Below are 16829 nucleotides of genomic sequence, written 5' to 3'. Positions count from 1 at the left end.
AGAGAGACGAGCGGATACAAACTATGAGTACAACCACAGTGACAACGCCACAGGGTGATGAGCGGTTACGCACGTCATCGCTTCTGGGCAGGCTCTTTACTCGTCCGGAAATCGGCGCTTTTGCGGCGGCGCTTGTGCTGTTCATCCTTTTCTCCACAGCCTCCCCGGTGTTTACCCAACCTGCCTCGATTGCGACGATCCTTTACGGGGCATCCACAGTGGGGATTATGGCGGTGGGGGTTTCCCTGCTCATGATCGGCGGGGAGGTTGACCTTTCCGCGGGGGTGGCCGTGATCAGCAGTGCCCTCACCGCGGCCCTCATCGTTTACTGGTTTCAGGCAAACATCTGGGTGGGGGTTGTGCTTGCCCTGGTTTTTTCACTGAGCGTTGGCTTCATCAACGGTTGGTTGCTCACCAAAACTAAGCTGTCGAGTTTTATCGTGACCCTGTCTACGTTCTTTATGCTCACGGGTATAAACCTGGGGGTCACTAAGATGATTACGGGTGGTGTTGCCTCTCCCTCGGTCGAGGGGGTCCCCGGGTTTGACGCGGCGGCGGCAATTTTTGCCAGCGATATCCCGATCTTGGGGGTCAATATTAAGGTCACCGTTTTTTATTGGATTGCCCTGATCGTGATCGCTACGTGGATTCTGCAGCGAACGCGGGTGGGTAACTGGATCTTTGCGAGCGGTGGCGGGGCTGAAGCCGCCCGGGCCGTGGGTGTTCCCGTGGTCAAGACAAAGATTGGTTTATACATGGGGGTCGGGCTGTGCGCGTGGGTTCTTGCGATGCATCAGCTCTTTGCTTTTAAAACGGTGCAGTCGGGTGAGGGAATTGGCAACGAGTTTCTCTACATCATCGCTGCGGTTGTGGGCGGGTGTCTCATGACGGGAGGGTACGGGAGCGCTATCGGCGCCGCGATAGGAGCCCTCATCTACGGAATGTCGCTCAAGGGTGTTGTCTACGCCGAGTGGAGTCCGGACTGGCTGAAGTTCTTTTTGGGCGCGATGCTTCTTGGCGCGACCGTGTTTAACCTGATGCTTCAACGTCGGGCCGCGAAAGGACGTAAATAAAATGGCCGTGACTGCGCAGAATACCGCAACGGGAGTAACAAACGTGCCAGAGCAGCCCCCTCTTGTTGATCTCACAAACGTGGGAAAGAGATACGGTAACATCATTGCCCTGGGTGGGATAGACCTTCAGGTAGGACCGGGGGAGGTGACCTGCGTACTCGGGGATAATGGAGCCGGTAAGTCTACGCTGATCAAGATTATTGCGGGTCTTCATCAGCATGATGAGGGAAGGTACCGGGTGCGGGGTGAAGAGGTGAAATTTACCTCTCCCCGTCGAGCCTTAGAGCGGGGTATTGCCACCGTTTATCAAGATCTTGCGGTTGTTCCTCTCATGCCGGTGTGGAGAAATTTCTTTCTGGGTTCGGAGGTGACAAAAGGGTGGGGGCCTTTTAAACGGCTTGACACCGAGTTCATGCGCAAAACCGCGAAGAAAGAACTCCTCGACATGGGAATAGACCTGCGAGACGTGAATCAGCCCATTGGAACTCTCTCCGGTGGGGAAAGGCAGTGTGTGGCCATTGCGCGCGCGGTCTATTTTGGAGCTAAAGTTCTTATCCTTGACGAACCTACGGCGGCACTCGGGGTGAAGCAATCCGGTGTGGTGCTGCGCTACATCATCCAGGCGCGTGATCGCGGACTCGGTGTCATCTTTATTACGCATAATCCCCATCACGCGTATCCCGTGGGTGATCGTTTTTTGCTGCTCAAACGGGGCAAGAGTATTGGGTACTATCGCAAGAGTGAGGTGAGTCTGGACGCTCTCACCGGCATGATGGCCGGTGGTGCCGAGCTTGCAGAACTGGTGCACGAGCTACAGGCCTACGGCACGGATACCGACGTTGTGAGCACTATTCAGGCGGATCTCTCCGCACAATCGGGTTCTACCGGTTCAAGTTCCGTTGGTTCGGAACCTGCGGAACCAGAATCCGCAGAATCAGAACCGACGCGCCAGAAGGGCGTGTAATCACGCCCAAGCGCAGAATAACAGCGTCGCAGAACCCGGAACCGCACAGTTTAGAGAAGAAAGTGAACATGACAAATAAACCCCCGCTTGGCATTGGTCTTTTTGGATGTGGCCGTATCGGTTGGGTGCACGCCGCGAATGTGGCGGCATCCCCCAACGCGGAACTGTTGTGGGTGTGTGACCCTCGCATTGATGCGGCCCGTGAGCTTGCTGAGCGTTACGGGGCGCGGGCCACCGATAACCCGCAGGATGTTCTCGAAGACCCGCGGGTACACGCCACCCTGGTCGGCTCCTCTACACCCACACACATGCAGCTCACCGCTGCCTCCGTGCTTGCGGGTAAACGTGTGCTCTGCGAGAAGCCGCTTGACCTTGACCTGGCGGTGATAGACGAGGCGCACGCCTCGACGGCGGGCGGTCTTTCCCAGGTCATGGTGGGCTTTAACCGTCGTTTTGATCCCAGCTTTGCCGAGGTCCATCGCCGTGTGCAGAGCGGGGAGATCGGCGAGCTTGAGCAGCTCACTATCGTGAGCCGGGATCCAGCCCCGCCCCCGGCAGACTACCTTGCGGTGTCGGGGGGCCTCTTTCGCGACATGACAATCCACGATTTTGATATGGCGCGCTTTTTTCTGGGCGATATTGTTTCGGTTTTTGCCACCGGAGGCGTGCTGTTTAGCGATGATGCCTCGTCGGTGGGAGATATTGACACGGCATCCGTTATCGTGACAAACACCGCCGGCGTGCAGTGCCAGATCATCAATTCTCGACGTTGCAGCTACGGCTACGATCAGCGTATCGAGGCATTTGGGTCACGGGGTGCGCTCCGGGCCGAAAACCAACGAGATACCACCGTCTCCCTCTACACGGAGACGGTCACCGCGGCAAAAAGCCCCGTGCAGAGTTTTTTCCTGGAGCGTTACTCCGCCGCATTTCGAGGTGAGCTTGCTCATTTTCTGAGTGTGGTGCGGGATGGAGCCCTCCCGGAACCCTCGTTTGCCGACGGCCGGGCCGCTCTGGTGTGCGCGCTTGCAGCCCAGCTGAGTCTGAGCCAGGGCCGTGTCGTCCGCACCGATGAGATTGGGTGAGATGAGCGTTCGAGAGAGGATAGCGGCCGCGCCAATTTCGTGGGGCGTGTGTGAGGTTCCCGGGTGGGGGTATCAATTGGACCCAAGCATCGTCTTTCAGCAGATGCGGCAATTGGGTATCACCGCCACCGAGTTTGGGCCGGAAGGTTTTTTACCTACCGATCCACACGAAAGAGCGACTGTGCTTGAGTCCGCGGGGCTCCGCGCGGTGGGCGGTTTTGTCCCGATTGTGTTCCACCGGAAAGATCACGATCCGCTGCCGCAGATTATCGCAGAGCTTGAGGCGCACGCGGCGGCTGGAGCGTCCACCATTGTGTATGCGGCGGTGACGGGAACAGAAGGGTATGAACAGCGTTCCGCACTGGGCAATGGGGAGCGAGACACCCTCGTGGCAAACATTGAACGTGCCCGGGTTGCTGCGGTGAGTCGGGGGATTATGCCCGTGCTGCATCCGCACGTGGGTACCGTTATCGAGAGCTCCGTGGAAATCGAGGAGGTGCTCAGCCGATCCTCAATCGGTCTGTGCTTTGACACCGGGCACCTTCTGATTGGAGGGACAGATCCACGGGCTTTTGTTTCCCGATACGCTGATCGCGTGGTTCACGCCCATCTCAAGGATGTACGGAACGATATGGCTGAGAGGGTTCGGCGGGGAGAAATCAGCTACCACGATGCGGTAAAGCGGGGAATGTACTGCGCTCTGGGAGAGGGGGACGCTGGAATTGCGGATATTGTGCGCCTGCTTGAGGAGGCCGGTTACTCAGGCTGGTACGTGATGGAGCAGGACACCGTTCTCACCGATAAAACCCAGGCTGATACGGCCCTCGGGAATGTGCGCAAGAGCCTGGAGTTTCTGCGACATCACACGGAGTAATCAAGATGATTAGCGCTTTCCTGAAGACCCGGAAATAACCACGTTGATCGGTTCCTGGCCGCTCTGCAGTCGGCGGATTTGTTCCTGAAGCAGCGCCACGAAGCGAGGCATCATGGCGGCTGTTCGCCCACCCACGTGCGGTGTGATGAGAGTATTGGGGGTTTCCCAGAGAGGGTGTCCTGCGGGCAGCGGCTCGGGATCGGTCACGTCGAGAGCCGCGCGGATATGCCCCGAGTCTAGGTGCCTTACCAGCGCCGCGGTGTCCACAATGGGGCCCCGGGCAATGTTTACGAGGAGAGCCTTTTTCGGCATGAGGCCGAGAAAGGTGTCGTCAACAAGCCCCTCGCTCTGCGGTGTGAGCGGAAGCGCAAGTACTACGATATCTGCGTCGGGAAGCAGCGCGGGAAGATCCTCAACGGCGTGGATACGCCCAGCAGGGGTCTCTCGGGCCGAATGGGCGACCCTCGTGATACTCACCTCGAAAGGGCGGAGTCTGGCCTCGATTGCTTTCCCCACCCCGCCGTACCCGACGATTATCACACGGTGATCCGCAAGGCCGTCTCGCTGTGTCTGATCCCATGCTCCACGCTTCGCGCCCCGGATAAAGTCGGGGAGCCCGCGCTGCATGGCCAGGATGAGGGCGAGGGTGAGTTCGGCGGTGGCGGATTCGTGTACTGAGGCGGCGTTGGCGAGAGTATTGCCGGGTGGAAGGTAATCTGCAGCCCCGTCGTAACCGATCGATTGTTTCTGAACCAGGCGGGTTGTGACCCCTTCGAGGTGGGCAAGCCTTGTGACCGAGGTCATGTAGGGGGGAACCACGATGTCGATGTGGTCTGTGGGTGCGGGTCCGTCAAGATCCCAGCGAATGAGGGTAACCCCCTCGGGGAGCCCATCGCGCACGAGCAGATCGTGCAACTCGGTTCCGGGAAGACTAACAACAAGCTGTGTGGCGGTCATGTATCTGAGTGTAATCACATTGGCCGTCACACGGGAGGGTTGTTGAGGACAGGGTGCCGTTTGGCTTGGCTGAGAGCGGATGCCGCCTGATTTAGTTCAGGGCGGGAGTGTCCTCGGGGACGCCGCCGTGTGCATAAATTGCAGCGGCCAGGTCGTTGAGCGCTCGCAGCGCCACACGTTGAGGGAAGGGCCCGTATGAAATACGTGCGACCCCGATGGCCTCGTATGCTGCGGCCTCGGGCATTCCCGGCAGTCCGATAACGCTGAGTTTACGCTCCCCAAGCCCGTTGACAAGACGCTCTGCGATCTCAGGTGTAACCGGTCCCGGCACGAATATGGCGGTGGCTCCCGCATCGAGATAAGCCCTTCCGCGTTCAATGGCGTCGGCGATGATGGTGTCGAGTGGGCGATCCCCACCCAAGGGAAAGGCATCGGTACGAGCGTTCAAGACAAAGTCAACGCCCGCGGCCTCACCCGCGGCAACGGCACTCGACACGTTGGCCACCGCATCGGCAAGCGGCCTGAGGCGATCCTCAATATTTGCGCCAACGATGCCCACATCGATTGCCCGGCGAACGGTTTCACCCACATCCCCGTAGCCGTCGTCGAGGTCAGCCGTTACCGGAAGATCCGTGCTCTGTACGATACGTTCCACTATGGAAAGCATGAGGTCACGGGGAATCTGGCCGTCTTGATACCCGTGGCTAGAGGCGATTGAGTGTCCCGCGGTGGCGAGCGCGTGGGTATCGGGCAGGCGGGAGATGTTCTGGGCGCTGATCACATCCCACACGTTAACAACGCGTAAGATACGGGGATCTTCATACAGTTTTCGCAGGGTAATGGCTTTTTCAGGGGTGCTCATGTAGACATTTTAACCGTATAGATTTCCTAAGTGGAGTGTGCGATCCTGTGTCCTTCTTGTTGCTGTTTAGGTTTTTTCGGTTTGAGCTTTGGGCGGGCGTATGATTCCGCGTTGGGTGGCAATGGCTATGGCGGAGCCGCGTCCATCTGCTCCAAGCTTTGTGTAGATGTGGGCAAGATGTGTTTTAACGGTGGTTTCGCTGATAAAGAGGCGTCGTCCCAGCTCTTTGTTGCTGAGCCCGCTGGAGAGCTGCTCGAGAATTTCTGCTTCTCGCGGGGTGAGTGCTTCCTGTGGGTTTTGGAGTTGCTGCATGATGCGGGACGCTACGGGTGGGGACAGCACGCTTTCTCCACAGGCTCCTGCGCGAATGGCACGGAATATCTCCTCGGGCAGTGAGGCTTTAAGGACGTACCCGATTGCTCCTGAATCGACCGCTCTCACGATATCGGCGTCGGTGTCGTAGGTGGTAAAGATGAGGACCTGTATGCTGGGGTAGGTCTCCCGTAGGAGTTTGGTGGTGGCTATCCCGTCCATACCGACACCCATCTCAAGATCAAGTAGCACCAGATCGGATGGATTGTGCATGAGGAGCGCGACGGCCTCTTCGCCACTTGCCGCTTCGCCCACCACCTCAATATCGGGCTGAGTCTCAAGCATGAGTCGGAGGCCCGCCCGCACTACCGCATGGTCATCCACTAGTAAAACGCGGATCATGATGCGGCCCTGTAGGGGATGGAGTCGAAGTGATTTGAGGTGATCGGTGCGGTGGGAAACTGCGCGGCTATGGCGGTTCCCTCTCCCGGTGTGCTTTCAATGGTAAAAATGCCCCCGAGCGTATCGACACGCTGCTGCATCGCGCGGAGGCCGTAGCCGCCGCGCGCTGAGGGAGTGGCCGTTTGGTCGGGGACAAAGCCCACGCCATCGTCGAGAATGTCGAGGTTTACCTGTTTGGGAAGGTAGGTGAGTGTGAGCCGGACCTGTTTCGCTTGTGCATGCTGGCGAACGTTTTCTAAGGCGCTCTGGCTTATTCTGAGTACCGCGTGGGTGGTATCCTCGTCGAGTTGATAGGGTTCCCCCTCGACGTAGCACTCTGCCCCGGGTAGTTCGTCGGTGAGCCTCTGTAGGGCGGCGGAGAGGCTGACCCCGTCGAGTCGCGGGGAGCCGAGCTGGTGCACCATGTTGCGGGTCTCCTCAAGGTTGGCGCGAACGGTGTTGGTGGCAATGGCCAGGCTGCTACGGGCATCGTCGGGAGAAGACTCCCAGGTTTGTAGCGAGGCTTCCATCATGAGTAGTGAGCTGGTAAGGCCCTGGGTAACGGTATCGTGAAGCTCGTGTGAGATGCGTTGCCGCTCCGCCAGCATACCTGCCTGATGCTCTGTTGAAGCCAGCTGTTCTCGGGTGCGGATCTGATCGGAAATGAGCCGTTCGAGTTTTACGTTATCGCGATCAATGCGGCTGTAGACGGAGTTGAGCAGTATGGCAATAACAATGGCCCCCACCGGTATGGTCCACTCAACGTTTCTTGCGAGGGCGGTCAGCGCCCACACCGTGACAGTTGTAATAATGCCCACCGTAATGATCGACAGGGAGCGGGGAAGGCGTCTGCGGCTGATAAAAAAGAGGGAGAATGCGCACCACCAAAAGCTGGGCGCGAGAAAAACGAGCGCACTCCACAGTGAGAGAACCACGAGAGATCCGACGGCCGCCCCTCGCGGGGGTAGCCAGCGGAGAGAAGCGTAGGCGACCGCAAGAACCGAGCTGAGCGCGGCCACCCAGTACCACGCTCCATCGAGACCGTGGCTGCTGAGATAGCGTCCAGCTGAAGTAACAAGGAGCGCATAAAAGGCCAGGTCAATCAGGGTGACCAGGGAGGAGGATCCTGCTCGATCAAAATTGGTTTTGCGCCGAGACACCCCTCACCACCTTGCCTAACTAAAGCTGACACAATCATAGAATTTTTTGGGTTTTTAACGCATCCTCCAAACGGAGGACGCCTCGCCGTCGAGGAGGCTGATTAGGGACGGTACGTATCGGGTGATGTGTCTCCCGGGCCTCCGGAATCAGACTGTGTGTATAAGTAATTATCCAACACCAAGGAGTCACTCATGAAAACCTCACACCTTATTCGCCGCCTGGGAGCTCTCACCGCCAGCTTTGCACTGGTTGGCACCCTGGCCGCGTGTGCCACAGAAGGTTCAAACTCGGCTGCCGAGCCGGCAGTTTCTGCCGCTCCTGCTGTTGACGCTAATGAGTCACACACCATGCAGGTTCCTCGTTTAAGCGCCGATTCTGCGATGGCTGCGGCGCAGGCTGCCCTTGATCAGTGTCGCGCCGACGGCGTGGGATTTGTGACGGTGGCCGTTGTTGACCGCTACGGTCAGGTCCAGGCTCTGCTGCGTGGAGATGGCGCCGCGGCCCACACCATTGACGCTGCAACTCAGAAGGGTTACACCGCTGCTGCCTGGGGCGTGAATACCTCCGAGCTCGCCCAGCGTGTTAATGATGGCGCCCAGCTTCTGCGTGATCTCGACGGCACCTTGTTCCTGCCGGGTGGGGTTCCGATCAAGCTGGGTAACGCAAACATTGCTGGCATCGGCGTGGGTGGGGCACCCGATGGAATGGTTGACGAGGGATGTGCCACGGCTGGTGCTCTTATCCTCACCGAAGAGGCAAACGCGTCTTAGGGGTAACTTGCCCGGTGCAGATACGGAGGCAGCCCTCTGAGTCTCCGCATAGAACACACAAACGGCACCCGCATAGGGGAGGTGCCGTTTGTGTGTTTATTGTTTGTGGCCGGAGATTAGTCTCGCTAGGCTGGGGCAGGAACATGTGATAGACCGATCACAATGGTGTGTAACGGGCAGGAGCGGCTGTTGCACGCCTGAGAGGATAACAAAGATGAGTCACGGAGGAGAGGGCAGGCGTCGATTCCGCTCGTGGCTTCTTTCCGGACTTATTGACGATCACGGTTCGCATCAGGGCCCTCACGCTCAAGTGGTGAGAAAGCCCCATTCCTGGTGGCGGGTGATGTGTCTTTCAGGGGTGGACTATTTTTCTACGCTGGGATACCAACCCGCCATAGCGGCGTTGGCCGCAGGGTTGCTTTCGCCTTTTGCCACTATAGTTCTTGTGTTACTGACCCTTGCTGGTGCACTTCCCGTGTACCGTCGTGTTGCGCGTGAGAGCCCCCACGGGTCGGGTTCTATTGCCATGTTGGAACACCTGCTTCCCTGGTGGACAGGCAAGATCTTTGTACTCGTTTTGCTGGGGTTCGCTGCGACCGACTTTATGATCACCATCACGCTCTCCGCTTCGGACGCCACGGCTCACGCCGTTGAGAACCCTTTTGCTCCCTCCTGGTTCAGTGGTAACGAGGTACCTATTACCCTGGTGCTTATCTCGGCTCTTGCGTTTATCTTTTTGCGCGGGTTTAAAGAGGCCATTGGCGTGGCGGTCATTTTGGTTGCGGCCTATCTTGCCCTGAACGTTGCTGTGATTATTGCAGCGACGGTCCGTGTGGCTCACAGTCCGGTTGTCATCACCGATTGGTGGGCTGCGCTCACTGCGCAGCACAGCAACCCGTGGCTCGCGGCGGCTTTTGCCCTTATCGTGTTTCCGAAGCTTGCGCTGGGGCTGTCTGGTTTTGAAACGGGTGTGGCGGTGATGCCACAGATTCGTGGGGATAAGGGGGATACGGAGGAGCGTCCCCTCGGTCGCATCGTGGGGGCGAAGCGTCTGCTCACCGCTGCTGCTCTCACTATGAGCGTCTTTTTGCTCTCGTCGAGCTTTCTCACTACTCTGCTGATCCCTCAGCATGAGTTTCAGCCCGGTGGAAAGGCAAACGGTCGTGCCCTGGCCTATCTTGCGCACGAGTACCTTGGCCCCGTGTGGGGCACCCTGTACGATGTCAGCACCATCGCTATCCTGTGGTTTGCGGGAGCTTCGGCAATGGCGGGTCTGCTTAACCTGGTGCCGCGCTACCTTCCGCGTTTTGGTATGGCTCCGCAGTGGGCGCGTGCGGTTCGACCCTTGGTTTTGGTATTTACTGCTATTGCCTTTTTTGTCACGATTATTTTCCAGGCGGATGTTGATGCCCAGGGTGGGGCGTATGCGACGGGGGTGCTGGTCTTAATCAGTTCGGCCTCCGTCGCGGTGACAATTTCTGCGTTGCGGAAGCGGCAGAGGGGTGCTTTTATCGCTTTCCTGTTGGTGACGCTGGCTTTTCTTTATACCACCGTGTTGAATATCTTTGAGAGGCCGGATGGTCTCAGAATCGCTAGTTTTTTCATTGCGGGTATTTTGGTGGTGTCTCTCATCTCCCGTATGCGTCGCTCGTTTGAAGTGCGTGCCCAGAGCGTGACTCTGGATGCACAAGCCTTGGAGTTTGTGCGGGAAGACGCGGTGCGAGGCAAGATCAGGGTGATCGCGGTGGAACCTCACATCGGGCAGATTCCAGATTACAAGCGAAAGATTTTGGAGGCCAGGCGTGATTCGCTTTTCCCCCGAAATGCACCGCCAATACTATTGCAGGTTCGGGTGACAGATACCTCAGATTTTGAGGAGGATCTAGTGGTGGAGGGGAGTACCCTTCACGGCTACCGGGTTTTGCGAGTGAGTAGTGGAAATATTCCCAACACCATTGCCGCGGTGCTCTTCGCGATCCGTGATGAGACCTCTGTTGTTCCTGAAGTATATTTTCGGTGGACCGAGAGCAACCCTATTTCCAATATGTTGAAGTTTCTTTTTGTTGGTAGTGGGGAAATTGCACCGATGACACGTGAGGTTATTCGTGAGGCTGAGTCCGATATCAGGCGTCGACCTACCGTTCATGTGAGTTAGGGGCCGGTTTGTAATCGCGGTGTTATTGTTGGTGTGTGTTGACGAGAACGGTTGTATCTGAGGGGATTAGGGCTTGTTGCTGGGAGATTCTTGCGCATTTTTAAGAGTCGCGTAATATTTCTTTGGTTGCGAACTCTTTACTCAATGAGGGGTGAAAATTGCTTTTTTGGGCTGTTTTGAAGTGACGGGGTGTGCGGTATAGAACTCTCTTTTGTATTGCGTTGAAACGGGGGCGAGCGAAACAGAAGGTAAAGGAGATGGACACATGCGTTGTCAGACAATAAAGTCTTGCTAAGATAAGATATTAAAATTTTTTTTAGAATATGCGTAAGGAATACGATAATTCAGACTCTTTAACAGTAACAACTAAATATTAAAGGTAGCTTCCTAATTTTTAGGTTTGGTTTTCTGATGCTTAACGCCGGAAAACCAGTGGCCGCTGTTCTTTATAAACATCACGGTTTGGAGATCAATCCCCAATCTAATATCCGAACGTTGATGGTAGAGCGGCCAGGCCCCGAAAAAACCTGTCCCCCCAGGTTTTTTCGGGGCTTTTTTGTGCCTCAAAGATATTTGTGTGCGGTGGAAATTTAGCGGCTCATTGTCATACCTCGGGACTGCCCGCCACCCACGGTTGTTATCCTTGAAGCCGGATTTCTTGCCCGTGTGTCTCGGGTTATTTATACGATGGTGCCGGGGGGAGGTCGAAGAACTCTTCCATGGTGGCCACATCCGTTCGTTTCATTTCTTGAGCCAGTTCGGGGCCAACGTAGCGAAAGTGCCACGGCTCAAAGGTGAATCCTGTTATCGATTCCTTGCCCTGCGGGTAGCGCAGGATAAAACCGTAGTTGGGGGCGTTTTCCGCGAGCCAGATACCCGCCGGAGTGTCCGCAAAGCAGGCCTTTACATAGCAGCCCCCGCTGTCGTCCAGATCAACGGCGAGTCCAGTCTGATGCTCCGAGTAGCCTGGTCGGGCTGAATACGTATCGGCGGCCTCCTGGCCGTCTCGAGAGGTATAGATGTTATAGAGATTTTCTTGCGTTGCATAGTCTCTGTAGGCGCTTGTGATGCGCAGTTCAAGACCGGCCTCCGTTGCGTCCGCGTAGAGTTGTTCCAGCGCGCGGGAGGCGGGTTCACGGAGTGGCTGAGAAAACTCGTTGGGTATTCCCTCGGGCATCGAGGTGTCTGAGGGTGCAAAGTCAATGGGGGTGAGGGGCCGCGTCTTGTTGCTGATAACCCAGAGAGAGGTGGGATCATCAATAGATTTTTTTGTGATGTCGAACGCTGGTGCCTCTGTGGGGGCTGGGGTGACGGCGGGTGCTGATGTGGAGAGAACGCCTGGATCTTGCGGACTCTTGGGTTCCGCGCACGCCGTGATCAGGGTGATTGTCGCGAGGGCGGTTGTGATGAGTGTGGCCGTACGAAACCTTTTTAGAGCAGTGAGCGCCGATGACATGGAACCAACCTACTGGTTGTAGCTGGTATCAACCACCAGGCATCCCGAAAGAAGCGTGAGTTTTGTCATTTGTGAAGGAAGTCTGCTAGTGACTTTTGCGTTTATCGGAAAATATACACTTTTTCACAGTAGGGTGAGTGGATGATAAATCAGCCTGCCACGACTTCGGAGGGCGGTTCACCGCGCCGTCCTCTCCGCACCACTCTCATTGCGGCAGCCACGGTTTTGGTATTGGCAGGAATGGGCGGGGGAGTGTATTGGGGGCTCCAAAACATGGGAGAGGGCGCGCCCCTTCCAACCGCTGTGGCTTCCGCTCAGGCACCGACACCTTCGGTAACTTCACCCGCGGAGACGGGACGGGTCACAGTCTCGGCGATGGGCGACATGTTGCCGCACGACTCGGTTAATGCCAATGCGCTGAAGTCCGACGGAACCTACGACTACGGTCAGTTTTTCCAGAAAATCTCCCCTCTTTACGAGAGTTCGGATCTGGTGTTCTGTAACCAGGAGGTTCCCAGCGGAGGCAAAGATTTTGGGATTACCGGATATCCCACCTTTAACGCACCCACCGATTTTGCCCGTGACCTGCGTCAGGCGGCCAAGTGCGACACCATCAATCTGGCTAATAATCACATGGCTGATCGCGGACAGGACGCGATTAACGCCACGCTTGACGTCTGGGATGGACTCGATGCCCAAATGGTGAGTGGTGCCAATCGCAGCGCTGAGGAGCAGCAGAACAATATTGCCTATGCGGAGGTCAAGGGTGTGCGGGTGGCCTTTGTAGCCTTCGCCGAATACAATAACGCGGGCGGTGAGAGCTTTAACGTAAACCTCTTTGGCAACACCGCAGTTTTTGAGCGCCTGGTGAAAACCGCGCGACAAAACGCGGATATTGTGATGGTTTCGATGCACTGGGGTACCGAAAATACAACTCAGATAGACGGGCCGCAGCGCGACTACTCCAAACGTCTGGCCGATATGGGTGTTGACGTGGTTATTGGGACGGGACCCCACGTGCTGCAAGAAACCACCTGGCTGGACAGGCCCGACGGGGGTAAAACCCTGGTGTGGTATTCGATTGGCAATATGCTCTCCACCCAGCTTGAACTGGATCAGCTCACGGGTGGCGTCGCCCAATTTGATATCGAGGGTAACAAGCCAGACGGATATAGGGTAACCAACCCCCGCTTCATCCCCACCTACATGAGCTACGAGTGGAGTGCGGCAGATCAGGCCGCACAAAACCTCTCCGCGAGGAAGAACCTGATGATCTATCCGCTGAAGGACGCGGAAGGCGCTCTCTCAGCATCCAATTTTCAGGCGAGCGTGAGCGAACGAAAACAAGCTGTGCAAACAGCCCTTGGCCCTGCGGTGACACTCGTGGAATAGTTCTATGGGGTTGAGGGAATATGATCCCCCAGGTTGTAGTTGAGATTTACTGGCACCATGAAAAGGAACCCCATGTCTTCTACCTGGCTTGACTCACCCGCACCACTGGAGCTCGATACCCGCTTTCGCCGGCGGATTGGTTTCGGCTCCTCCCCGCTCAATCGCAAGACGCTTGACGATTTTCTTGTGGCGGTTGGCCGCAGTATCCCTTTTGAAAACCTGGCACTCACCGACCCCGACTATCCTCGGGTTGATCCGGACAGCCTGACCGCAAAGATAGTGGACCGCTGGGAGGGGGGTCTCTGCTACGAAACCAATCCAATGCTCGCCCTGGCTTTACGAGCGAATCACCTGGATGTGCGGGTGATCCGTGCCACAATTGTCGATGCGAAGACCGAAGATTGGTTTGTGCTGCCGCGCACCCACGTATCCACCATTGTGATGCTTGACGGTAAGGAATACGTAGCGGATGTCGGATTTGGGTTAAAGCAGCCGCTCGGCTTGGTACCGCTTGATGGATCAACCGTGAGCACCCCGCACGGCAGTTACCGTGTGGCCCGGGAGGTGATGGGTTCGGAATACATGCTGCAGTTGAGAACCCCGGGGGAGGAGTGGAAAAACGGTTATGGTTTTGCCACGGACGATGTGGTGAGCGACCCCGCCCAACTGGATGAGGTCCGGGAGGCGATTGCCAACCGGCCCGAGTCAACCTTTAACCGTGGCCTGTTGGTCGCGCTTCCCACACCCACCGGGCATCAGGTTCTCAGCGGCAGTAGCCTTACCGAGGTGCGCAACGGTCGCAAGAGTAGTCATCCCCTCACGCCCGACGAGGTGCAGACCGTTGCAAAGCTTTTCTTCCGCTCATTTGAGTAGGGGTGATCGCGCCCGGTTCGTACCGGGACGTTAAGAAGTGACGAGTCCGCGACAACCCTAACGGGTCAGAATAGTCTTGCCGTGTGTGGTGCCTGATTCAAGTGCTCGGTGGGCGTCTGCCGCCTCGCTCAGGGGAAAACGTGTGCCGATGCGTATCCGGAGCTCTCCGCGCGTGACCGCGTTAAAGACTTCATTGTATCGCCAGGAGCGCTCTTCCGGGGTGAGGAGGAAGTGTCCCAGTGTCGGGCGTGTGATGCTGAGTGATCCCGCCGCGTTAAGGCGCTGCAGATCGAAGGGCGGAACCTGTCCGGAGGCCCCTCCAAAGAGCGCTAGAGTGCCGCGAATACGCAGGCTTGCCAGGGAGCCGTCAAACGTCGTTTTTCCCACACCGTCGTAGACAACGTTTACCCCCTCTCCGTCGGTGAGCTCCCTCACTGTTGCTGCAAAGTTATCGTAACCAATGGTGTGGGTGGCGCCTGCCTGCCTACTCAGTTCTGCCTTTTGCGGTGTGGAGGTGGTGGTGATCACCGTGACCCCTCTGGAGACAAGGAGTTGGGTGAGGAGCAGTCCTACACCACCGGCACCGGCGTGGACGAGTGCGGTTTCTCCCGGAGAAGCCGGGTGCACCGAGGTGCAGAGGTAGTGCGCGGTGAGGCCCTGGAGCGGGATGGCCGCAGCTGTTTCCAGGTCAATCGTAGGAGGAACAGGGAACACCCGATCCTCATCCACAACGAATACGTCCGCGTAGGTTTCGGAGGCCTGGCAGGTGGCCACCCGGTTTCCGACGGTCAGGGAGACCACCCCCTCACCCACCGCTTCAACGGTTCCGGACGCCTCCGTGCCCGGTATAAATGGGAAGGAAACCGGGTATATCCCCGAGCGCTGGTAGGTCTCAATGAAGTTGACCCCCGTGGTATGAGTGCGTACAAGCACTTGTCCCGGCCCCAGGGTGGGGAGCGGGATATCGGTCGGGGCAAGCACCTCGGGGCCACCTGCGGTTGCGGCTGATACTGCGTGGATCATGAAATACCCTTCTGTAATCGTGGTGGTACAACAAGAAAATACGAGAGGGTGACGACACCCAGAGCAACGGGGGTGAGCGCCAGGCTGAGTCCCCATTGAATCTGTGCGACAAAAACCGCGGTGGATAGTATCGTCGCAAGCCAGACGGCCTGCCGTGCGGTGTGGGAGCCAGGCAATCGGGCCGGGGGCGTCTCCCAGCGCCGCAGTATCCAGCTCACACCCAGTACAACAATACCGGCGGTCACTAGGAGAATCGGCCGGGTTGCCCACCACAGGCCCGACCCGGGGGTTGTGGTGTCGATCCCCAAGAGGAAACCGCTTCCCGCCAGAGCAATAATGATGGGAAGGTGCCACAGATAAATTGTCATTGCCCGGCTACCGACAAGAACGCACGCCGCGACCACCGCCCCAATCCTCATGAGGCGAGAGACCGCGGGGTAGAGGAGCTGTAGCAGGCAGATCTGGGCTATCCCCAGCAGGATCAGCGGCACGGTTGCCGGGTTGAGGTTCCTGAGCATATCGACCGGGTATATTCCGGTTCCAAAGGTGAGTGCTGTGATGACCCCATAAACGACGAGGATAACCGCGACGAGCACCCCGCGGGAGCGCTCGCGAAATTGCCCGTCCGCGTAAAAGAAACCGAGCTGCTGCACCGCGAGCCACACAAAAAGAAGATTAGGGAGACCCAGCTCGACAAATCCCGAGGTGAAGCGCGCAGTGTCTACCAGAATTGCGGCCAGACACAGGGAAAGAAAAAGTACTACCGGATGGCGTGAGTGAAGTCGAGCGGTGAGAGGCAAAAATGCTTGTGTCAGGATGTAGGCGGCGAGGAACCAGAGAGGAAGCCCGGCCCCGAGGGCCGTAAGGTCGACAAGTTTACGCGGAACCCCCGCTAAGTACGCTGCCCAGAACACGGTGGTAAGAAAGAGGAGGAGAGGAATGGTGGGGCGCAACACCCGTATGAGCCGCCTCCGCAGATAACGGGTGGGGGTATCGCCGCTAGCTTCCGCCCTGCGCCAGGAAGTGATGCCCGCAAACCCTCCCACCACAAAGAAGAGGGGCATGATCTGTCCCACCCACGAGGCCAGCGGAAACCACGCTTCGCGCTCCAGCGGGTTTATCTGGGCGATCTCGCCGTGTGAATAGTAGAGGCCCACCATCAGGGTGTGGAGGATCACCACAAGAACCAAGCAGAAAACCCGCGCAGCATCGATCACCAGATCACGGCCGCTTTGCTGTGCTCGCTGTACGATATCGGACACGGGTCTGGTGGATGCACCGGGTCTGGTAGGTCTGGCGGACCCGGCTTGCTTGACGGAGCTAGCCTGGGCCTTGGGTAGTGGTGTACCCGGGGCTGAGGGGTCGGATTGAGACGAGGGCGTCATCTGCTCTCCAGTGATCGGGGTGTTGATGCCGAGTCTACTGAAAAGA

Annotated in this window: 15 protein-coding genes; 8 read left to right on the top strand and 7 right to left on the bottom strand. The window is 57.5% G+C overall.

Annotation, left to right across the window (positions count from 1 at the left end; genetic code table 11):
- Positions 1 to 23: 23 nt before the first annotated feature.
- From FrondiHNR_RS12170 to FrondiHNR_RS12155, 4 genes are all read left to right on the top strand, one after another.
- The gene (locus FrondiHNR_RS12170; RefSeq protein WP_279353040.1) at positions 24 to 1073 is read left to right on the top strand and encodes an ABC transporter permease; all 1050 of its coding nucleotides are present in this window, start codon (positions 24 to 26) and stop codon (positions 1071 to 1073) included.
- A gap of 7 nt (positions 1074 to 1080) precedes the next feature.
- The gene (locus FrondiHNR_RS12165) at positions 1081 to 2037 is read left to right on the top strand and encodes an ATP-binding cassette domain-containing protein (protein WP_279353039.1); all 957 of its coding nucleotides are present in this window, start codon (positions 1081 to 1083) and stop codon (positions 2035 to 2037) included.
- A 68-nt stretch (positions 2038 to 2105) separates the two neighbouring features.
- A complete protein-coding gene (iolG, locus tag FrondiHNR_RS12160; protein ID WP_279353038.1) occupies positions 2106 to 3122 on the top strand; it encodes an inositol 2-dehydrogenase in 1017 nt (338 codons plus the stop codon).
- 1 nt (position 3123) lies between these two features.
- Positions 3124 to 3996, top strand: a complete 873-nt coding sequence (locus FrondiHNR_RS12155) for a sugar phosphate isomerase/epimerase (RefSeq protein WP_279353037.1) — start codon at positions 3124 to 3126, stop codon at positions 3994 to 3996.
- A 9-nt stretch (positions 3997 to 4005) separates the two neighbouring features.
- On the opposite strand, the gene FrondiHNR_RS12150 is transcribed toward FrondiHNR_RS12155, so the two are convergent.
- From FrondiHNR_RS12150 to FrondiHNR_RS12135, 4 genes are all read right to left on the bottom strand, one after another.
- Positions 4006 to 4953, bottom strand: coding sequence for a 2-hydroxyacid dehydrogenase (locus FrondiHNR_RS12150; RefSeq protein WP_279353036.1), 948 nt, complete (start codon positions 4951 to 4953; stop codon positions 4006 to 4008).
- 91 nt (positions 4954 to 5044) lie between these two features.
- Entirely contained in the window at positions 5045 to 5815 is a 771-nt protein-coding gene (locus FrondiHNR_RS12145) for an isocitrate lyase/phosphoenolpyruvate mutase family protein (protein ID WP_279353035.1), read from the bottom strand.
- Positions 5816 to 5881: 66 nt separating this feature from the next.
- The gene (locus FrondiHNR_RS12140; RefSeq protein WP_279353034.1) at positions 5882 to 6529 is read right to left on the bottom strand and encodes a response regulator transcription factor; all 648 of its coding nucleotides are present in this window, start codon (positions 6527 to 6529) and stop codon (positions 5882 to 5884) included.
- Positions 6526 to 7728: a sensor histidine kinase gene (locus FrondiHNR_RS12135; protein WP_279353033.1), complete on the bottom strand. Its 1203-nt coding sequence runs from the start codon at positions 7726 to 7728 to the stop codon at positions 6526 to 6528. The genes FrondiHNR_RS12140 and FrondiHNR_RS12135 overlap by 4 nt, the downstream gene beginning before the upstream one ends.
- Positions 7729 to 7920: 192 nt before the next feature.
- On the opposite strand from FrondiHNR_RS12135, the gene FrondiHNR_RS12130 reads away from it, so the two are divergent.
- Positions 7921 to 8499 (top strand): heme-binding protein, encoded by a 579-nt coding sequence (locus FrondiHNR_RS12130; protein ID WP_279353032.1) that lies wholly within the window; start codon positions 7921 to 7923, stop codon positions 8497 to 8499.
- Positions 8500 to 8713: 214 nt separating this feature from the next.
- Complete coding sequence (locus FrondiHNR_RS12125; protein ID WP_279353031.1) at positions 8714 to 10654, top strand: amino acid transporter; 1941 nt, start codon at positions 8714 to 8716, stop codon at positions 10652 to 10654.
- A 676-nt stretch (positions 10655 to 11330) separates the two neighbouring features.
- On the opposite strand, the gene FrondiHNR_RS12120 is transcribed toward FrondiHNR_RS12125, so the two are convergent.
- Positions 11331 to 12110 carry a M15 family metallopeptidase gene (locus FrondiHNR_RS12120; RefSeq protein WP_279353030.1) on the bottom strand — a complete coding sequence of 260 codons (780 nt, stop codon included), beginning with the start codon at positions 12108 to 12110 and terminating at the stop codon, positions 11331 to 11333.
- Between the two features lie 141 nt (positions 12111 to 12251).
- On the opposite strand from FrondiHNR_RS12120, the gene FrondiHNR_RS12115 reads away from it, so the two are divergent.
- Positions 12252 to 13502, top strand: a complete 1251-nt coding sequence (locus FrondiHNR_RS12115) for a CapA family protein (RefSeq protein ID WP_279353029.1) — start codon at positions 12252 to 12254, stop codon at positions 13500 to 13502.
- 72 nt (positions 13503 to 13574) lie between these two features.
- On the top strand, positions 13575 to 14375 hold the full coding sequence (locus FrondiHNR_RS12110; protein ID WP_279353028.1) for an arylamine N-acetyltransferase: 801 nt from the start codon (positions 13575 to 13577) through the stop codon (positions 14373 to 14375).
- Between the two features lie 57 nt (positions 14376 to 14432).
- On the opposite strand, the gene FrondiHNR_RS12105 is transcribed toward FrondiHNR_RS12110, so the two are convergent.
- Positions 14433 to 15398, bottom strand: a complete 966-nt coding sequence (locus FrondiHNR_RS12105; RefSeq protein ID WP_279353027.1) for a quinone oxidoreductase — start codon at positions 15396 to 15398, stop codon at positions 14433 to 14435.
- Positions 15395 to 16783 carry an acyltransferase gene (locus FrondiHNR_RS12100; protein ID WP_279353026.1) on the bottom strand — a complete coding sequence of 463 codons (1389 nt, stop codon included), beginning with the start codon at positions 16781 to 16783 and terminating at the stop codon, positions 15395 to 15397. Before FrondiHNR_RS12100 ends, FrondiHNR_RS12105 begins: the two co-directional genes overlap by 4 nt.
- Positions 16784 to 16829: the final 46 nt, after the last annotated feature.

This window comes from Lysinibacter sp. HNR, assembly GCF_029760935.1.
Taxonomy (GTDB): Bacteria; Actinomycetota; Actinomycetes; order Actinomycetales; family Microbacteriaceae; genus HNR.
This window is presented reverse-complemented; position numbering and strand designations above follow the sequence as displayed.

Bases quoted from the DNA above. Each gene is read 5' to 3' on its own strand.
- FrondiHNR_RS12130 (WP_279353032.1), top strand. From the start codon at position 7,921: ATGAAAACCTCACACCTTATTCGCCGCCTGGGAGCTCTCACCGCCAGC.
- FrondiHNR_RS12145 (WP_279353035.1), bottom strand. From the start codon at position 5,815: ATGAGCACCCCTGAAAAAGCCATTACCCTGCGAAAACTGTATGAAGAT.
- FrondiHNR_RS12125 (WP_279353031.1), top strand. From the start codon at position 8,714: ATGAGTCACGGAGGAGAGGGCAGGCGTCGATTCCGCTCGTGGCTTCTT.
- FrondiHNR_RS12100 (WP_279353026.1), bottom strand. From the start codon at position 16,783: ATGACGCCCTCGTCTCAATCCGACCCCTCAGCCCCGGGTACACCACTA.
- FrondiHNR_RS12120 (WP_279353030.1), bottom strand. From the start codon at position 12,110: ATGTCATCGGCGCTCACTGCTCTAAAAAGGTTTCGTACGGCCACACTC.
- FrondiHNR_RS12140 (WP_279353034.1), bottom strand. From the start codon at position 6,529: ATGATCCGCGTTTTACTAGTGGATGACCATGCGGTAGTGCGGGCGGGC.
- FrondiHNR_RS12110 (WP_279353028.1), top strand. From the start codon at position 13,575: ATGTCTTCTACCTGGCTTGACTCACCCGCACCACTGGAGCTCGATACC.
- FrondiHNR_RS12155 (WP_279353037.1), top strand. From the start codon at position 3,124: ATGAGCGTTCGAGAGAGGATAGCGGCCGCGCCAATTTCGTGGGGCGTG.
- FrondiHNR_RS12115 (WP_279353029.1), top strand. From the start codon at position 12,252: ATGATAAATCAGCCTGCCACGACTTCGGAGGGCGGTTCACCGCGCCGT.
- FrondiHNR_RS12105 (WP_279353027.1), bottom strand. From the start codon at position 15,398: ATGATCCACGCAGTATCAGCCGCAACCGCAGGTGGCCCCGAGGTGCTT.
- iolG (WP_279353038.1), top strand. From the start codon at position 2,106: ATGACAAATAAACCCCCGCTTGGCATTGGTCTTTTTGGATGTGGCCGT.
- FrondiHNR_RS12170 (WP_279353040.1), top strand. From the start codon at position 24: ATGAGTACAACCACAGTGACAACGCCACAGGGTGATGAGCGGTTACGC.
- FrondiHNR_RS12150 (WP_279353036.1), bottom strand. From the start codon at position 4,953: ATGACCGCCACACAGCTTGTTGTTAGTCTTCCCGGAACCGAGTTGCAC.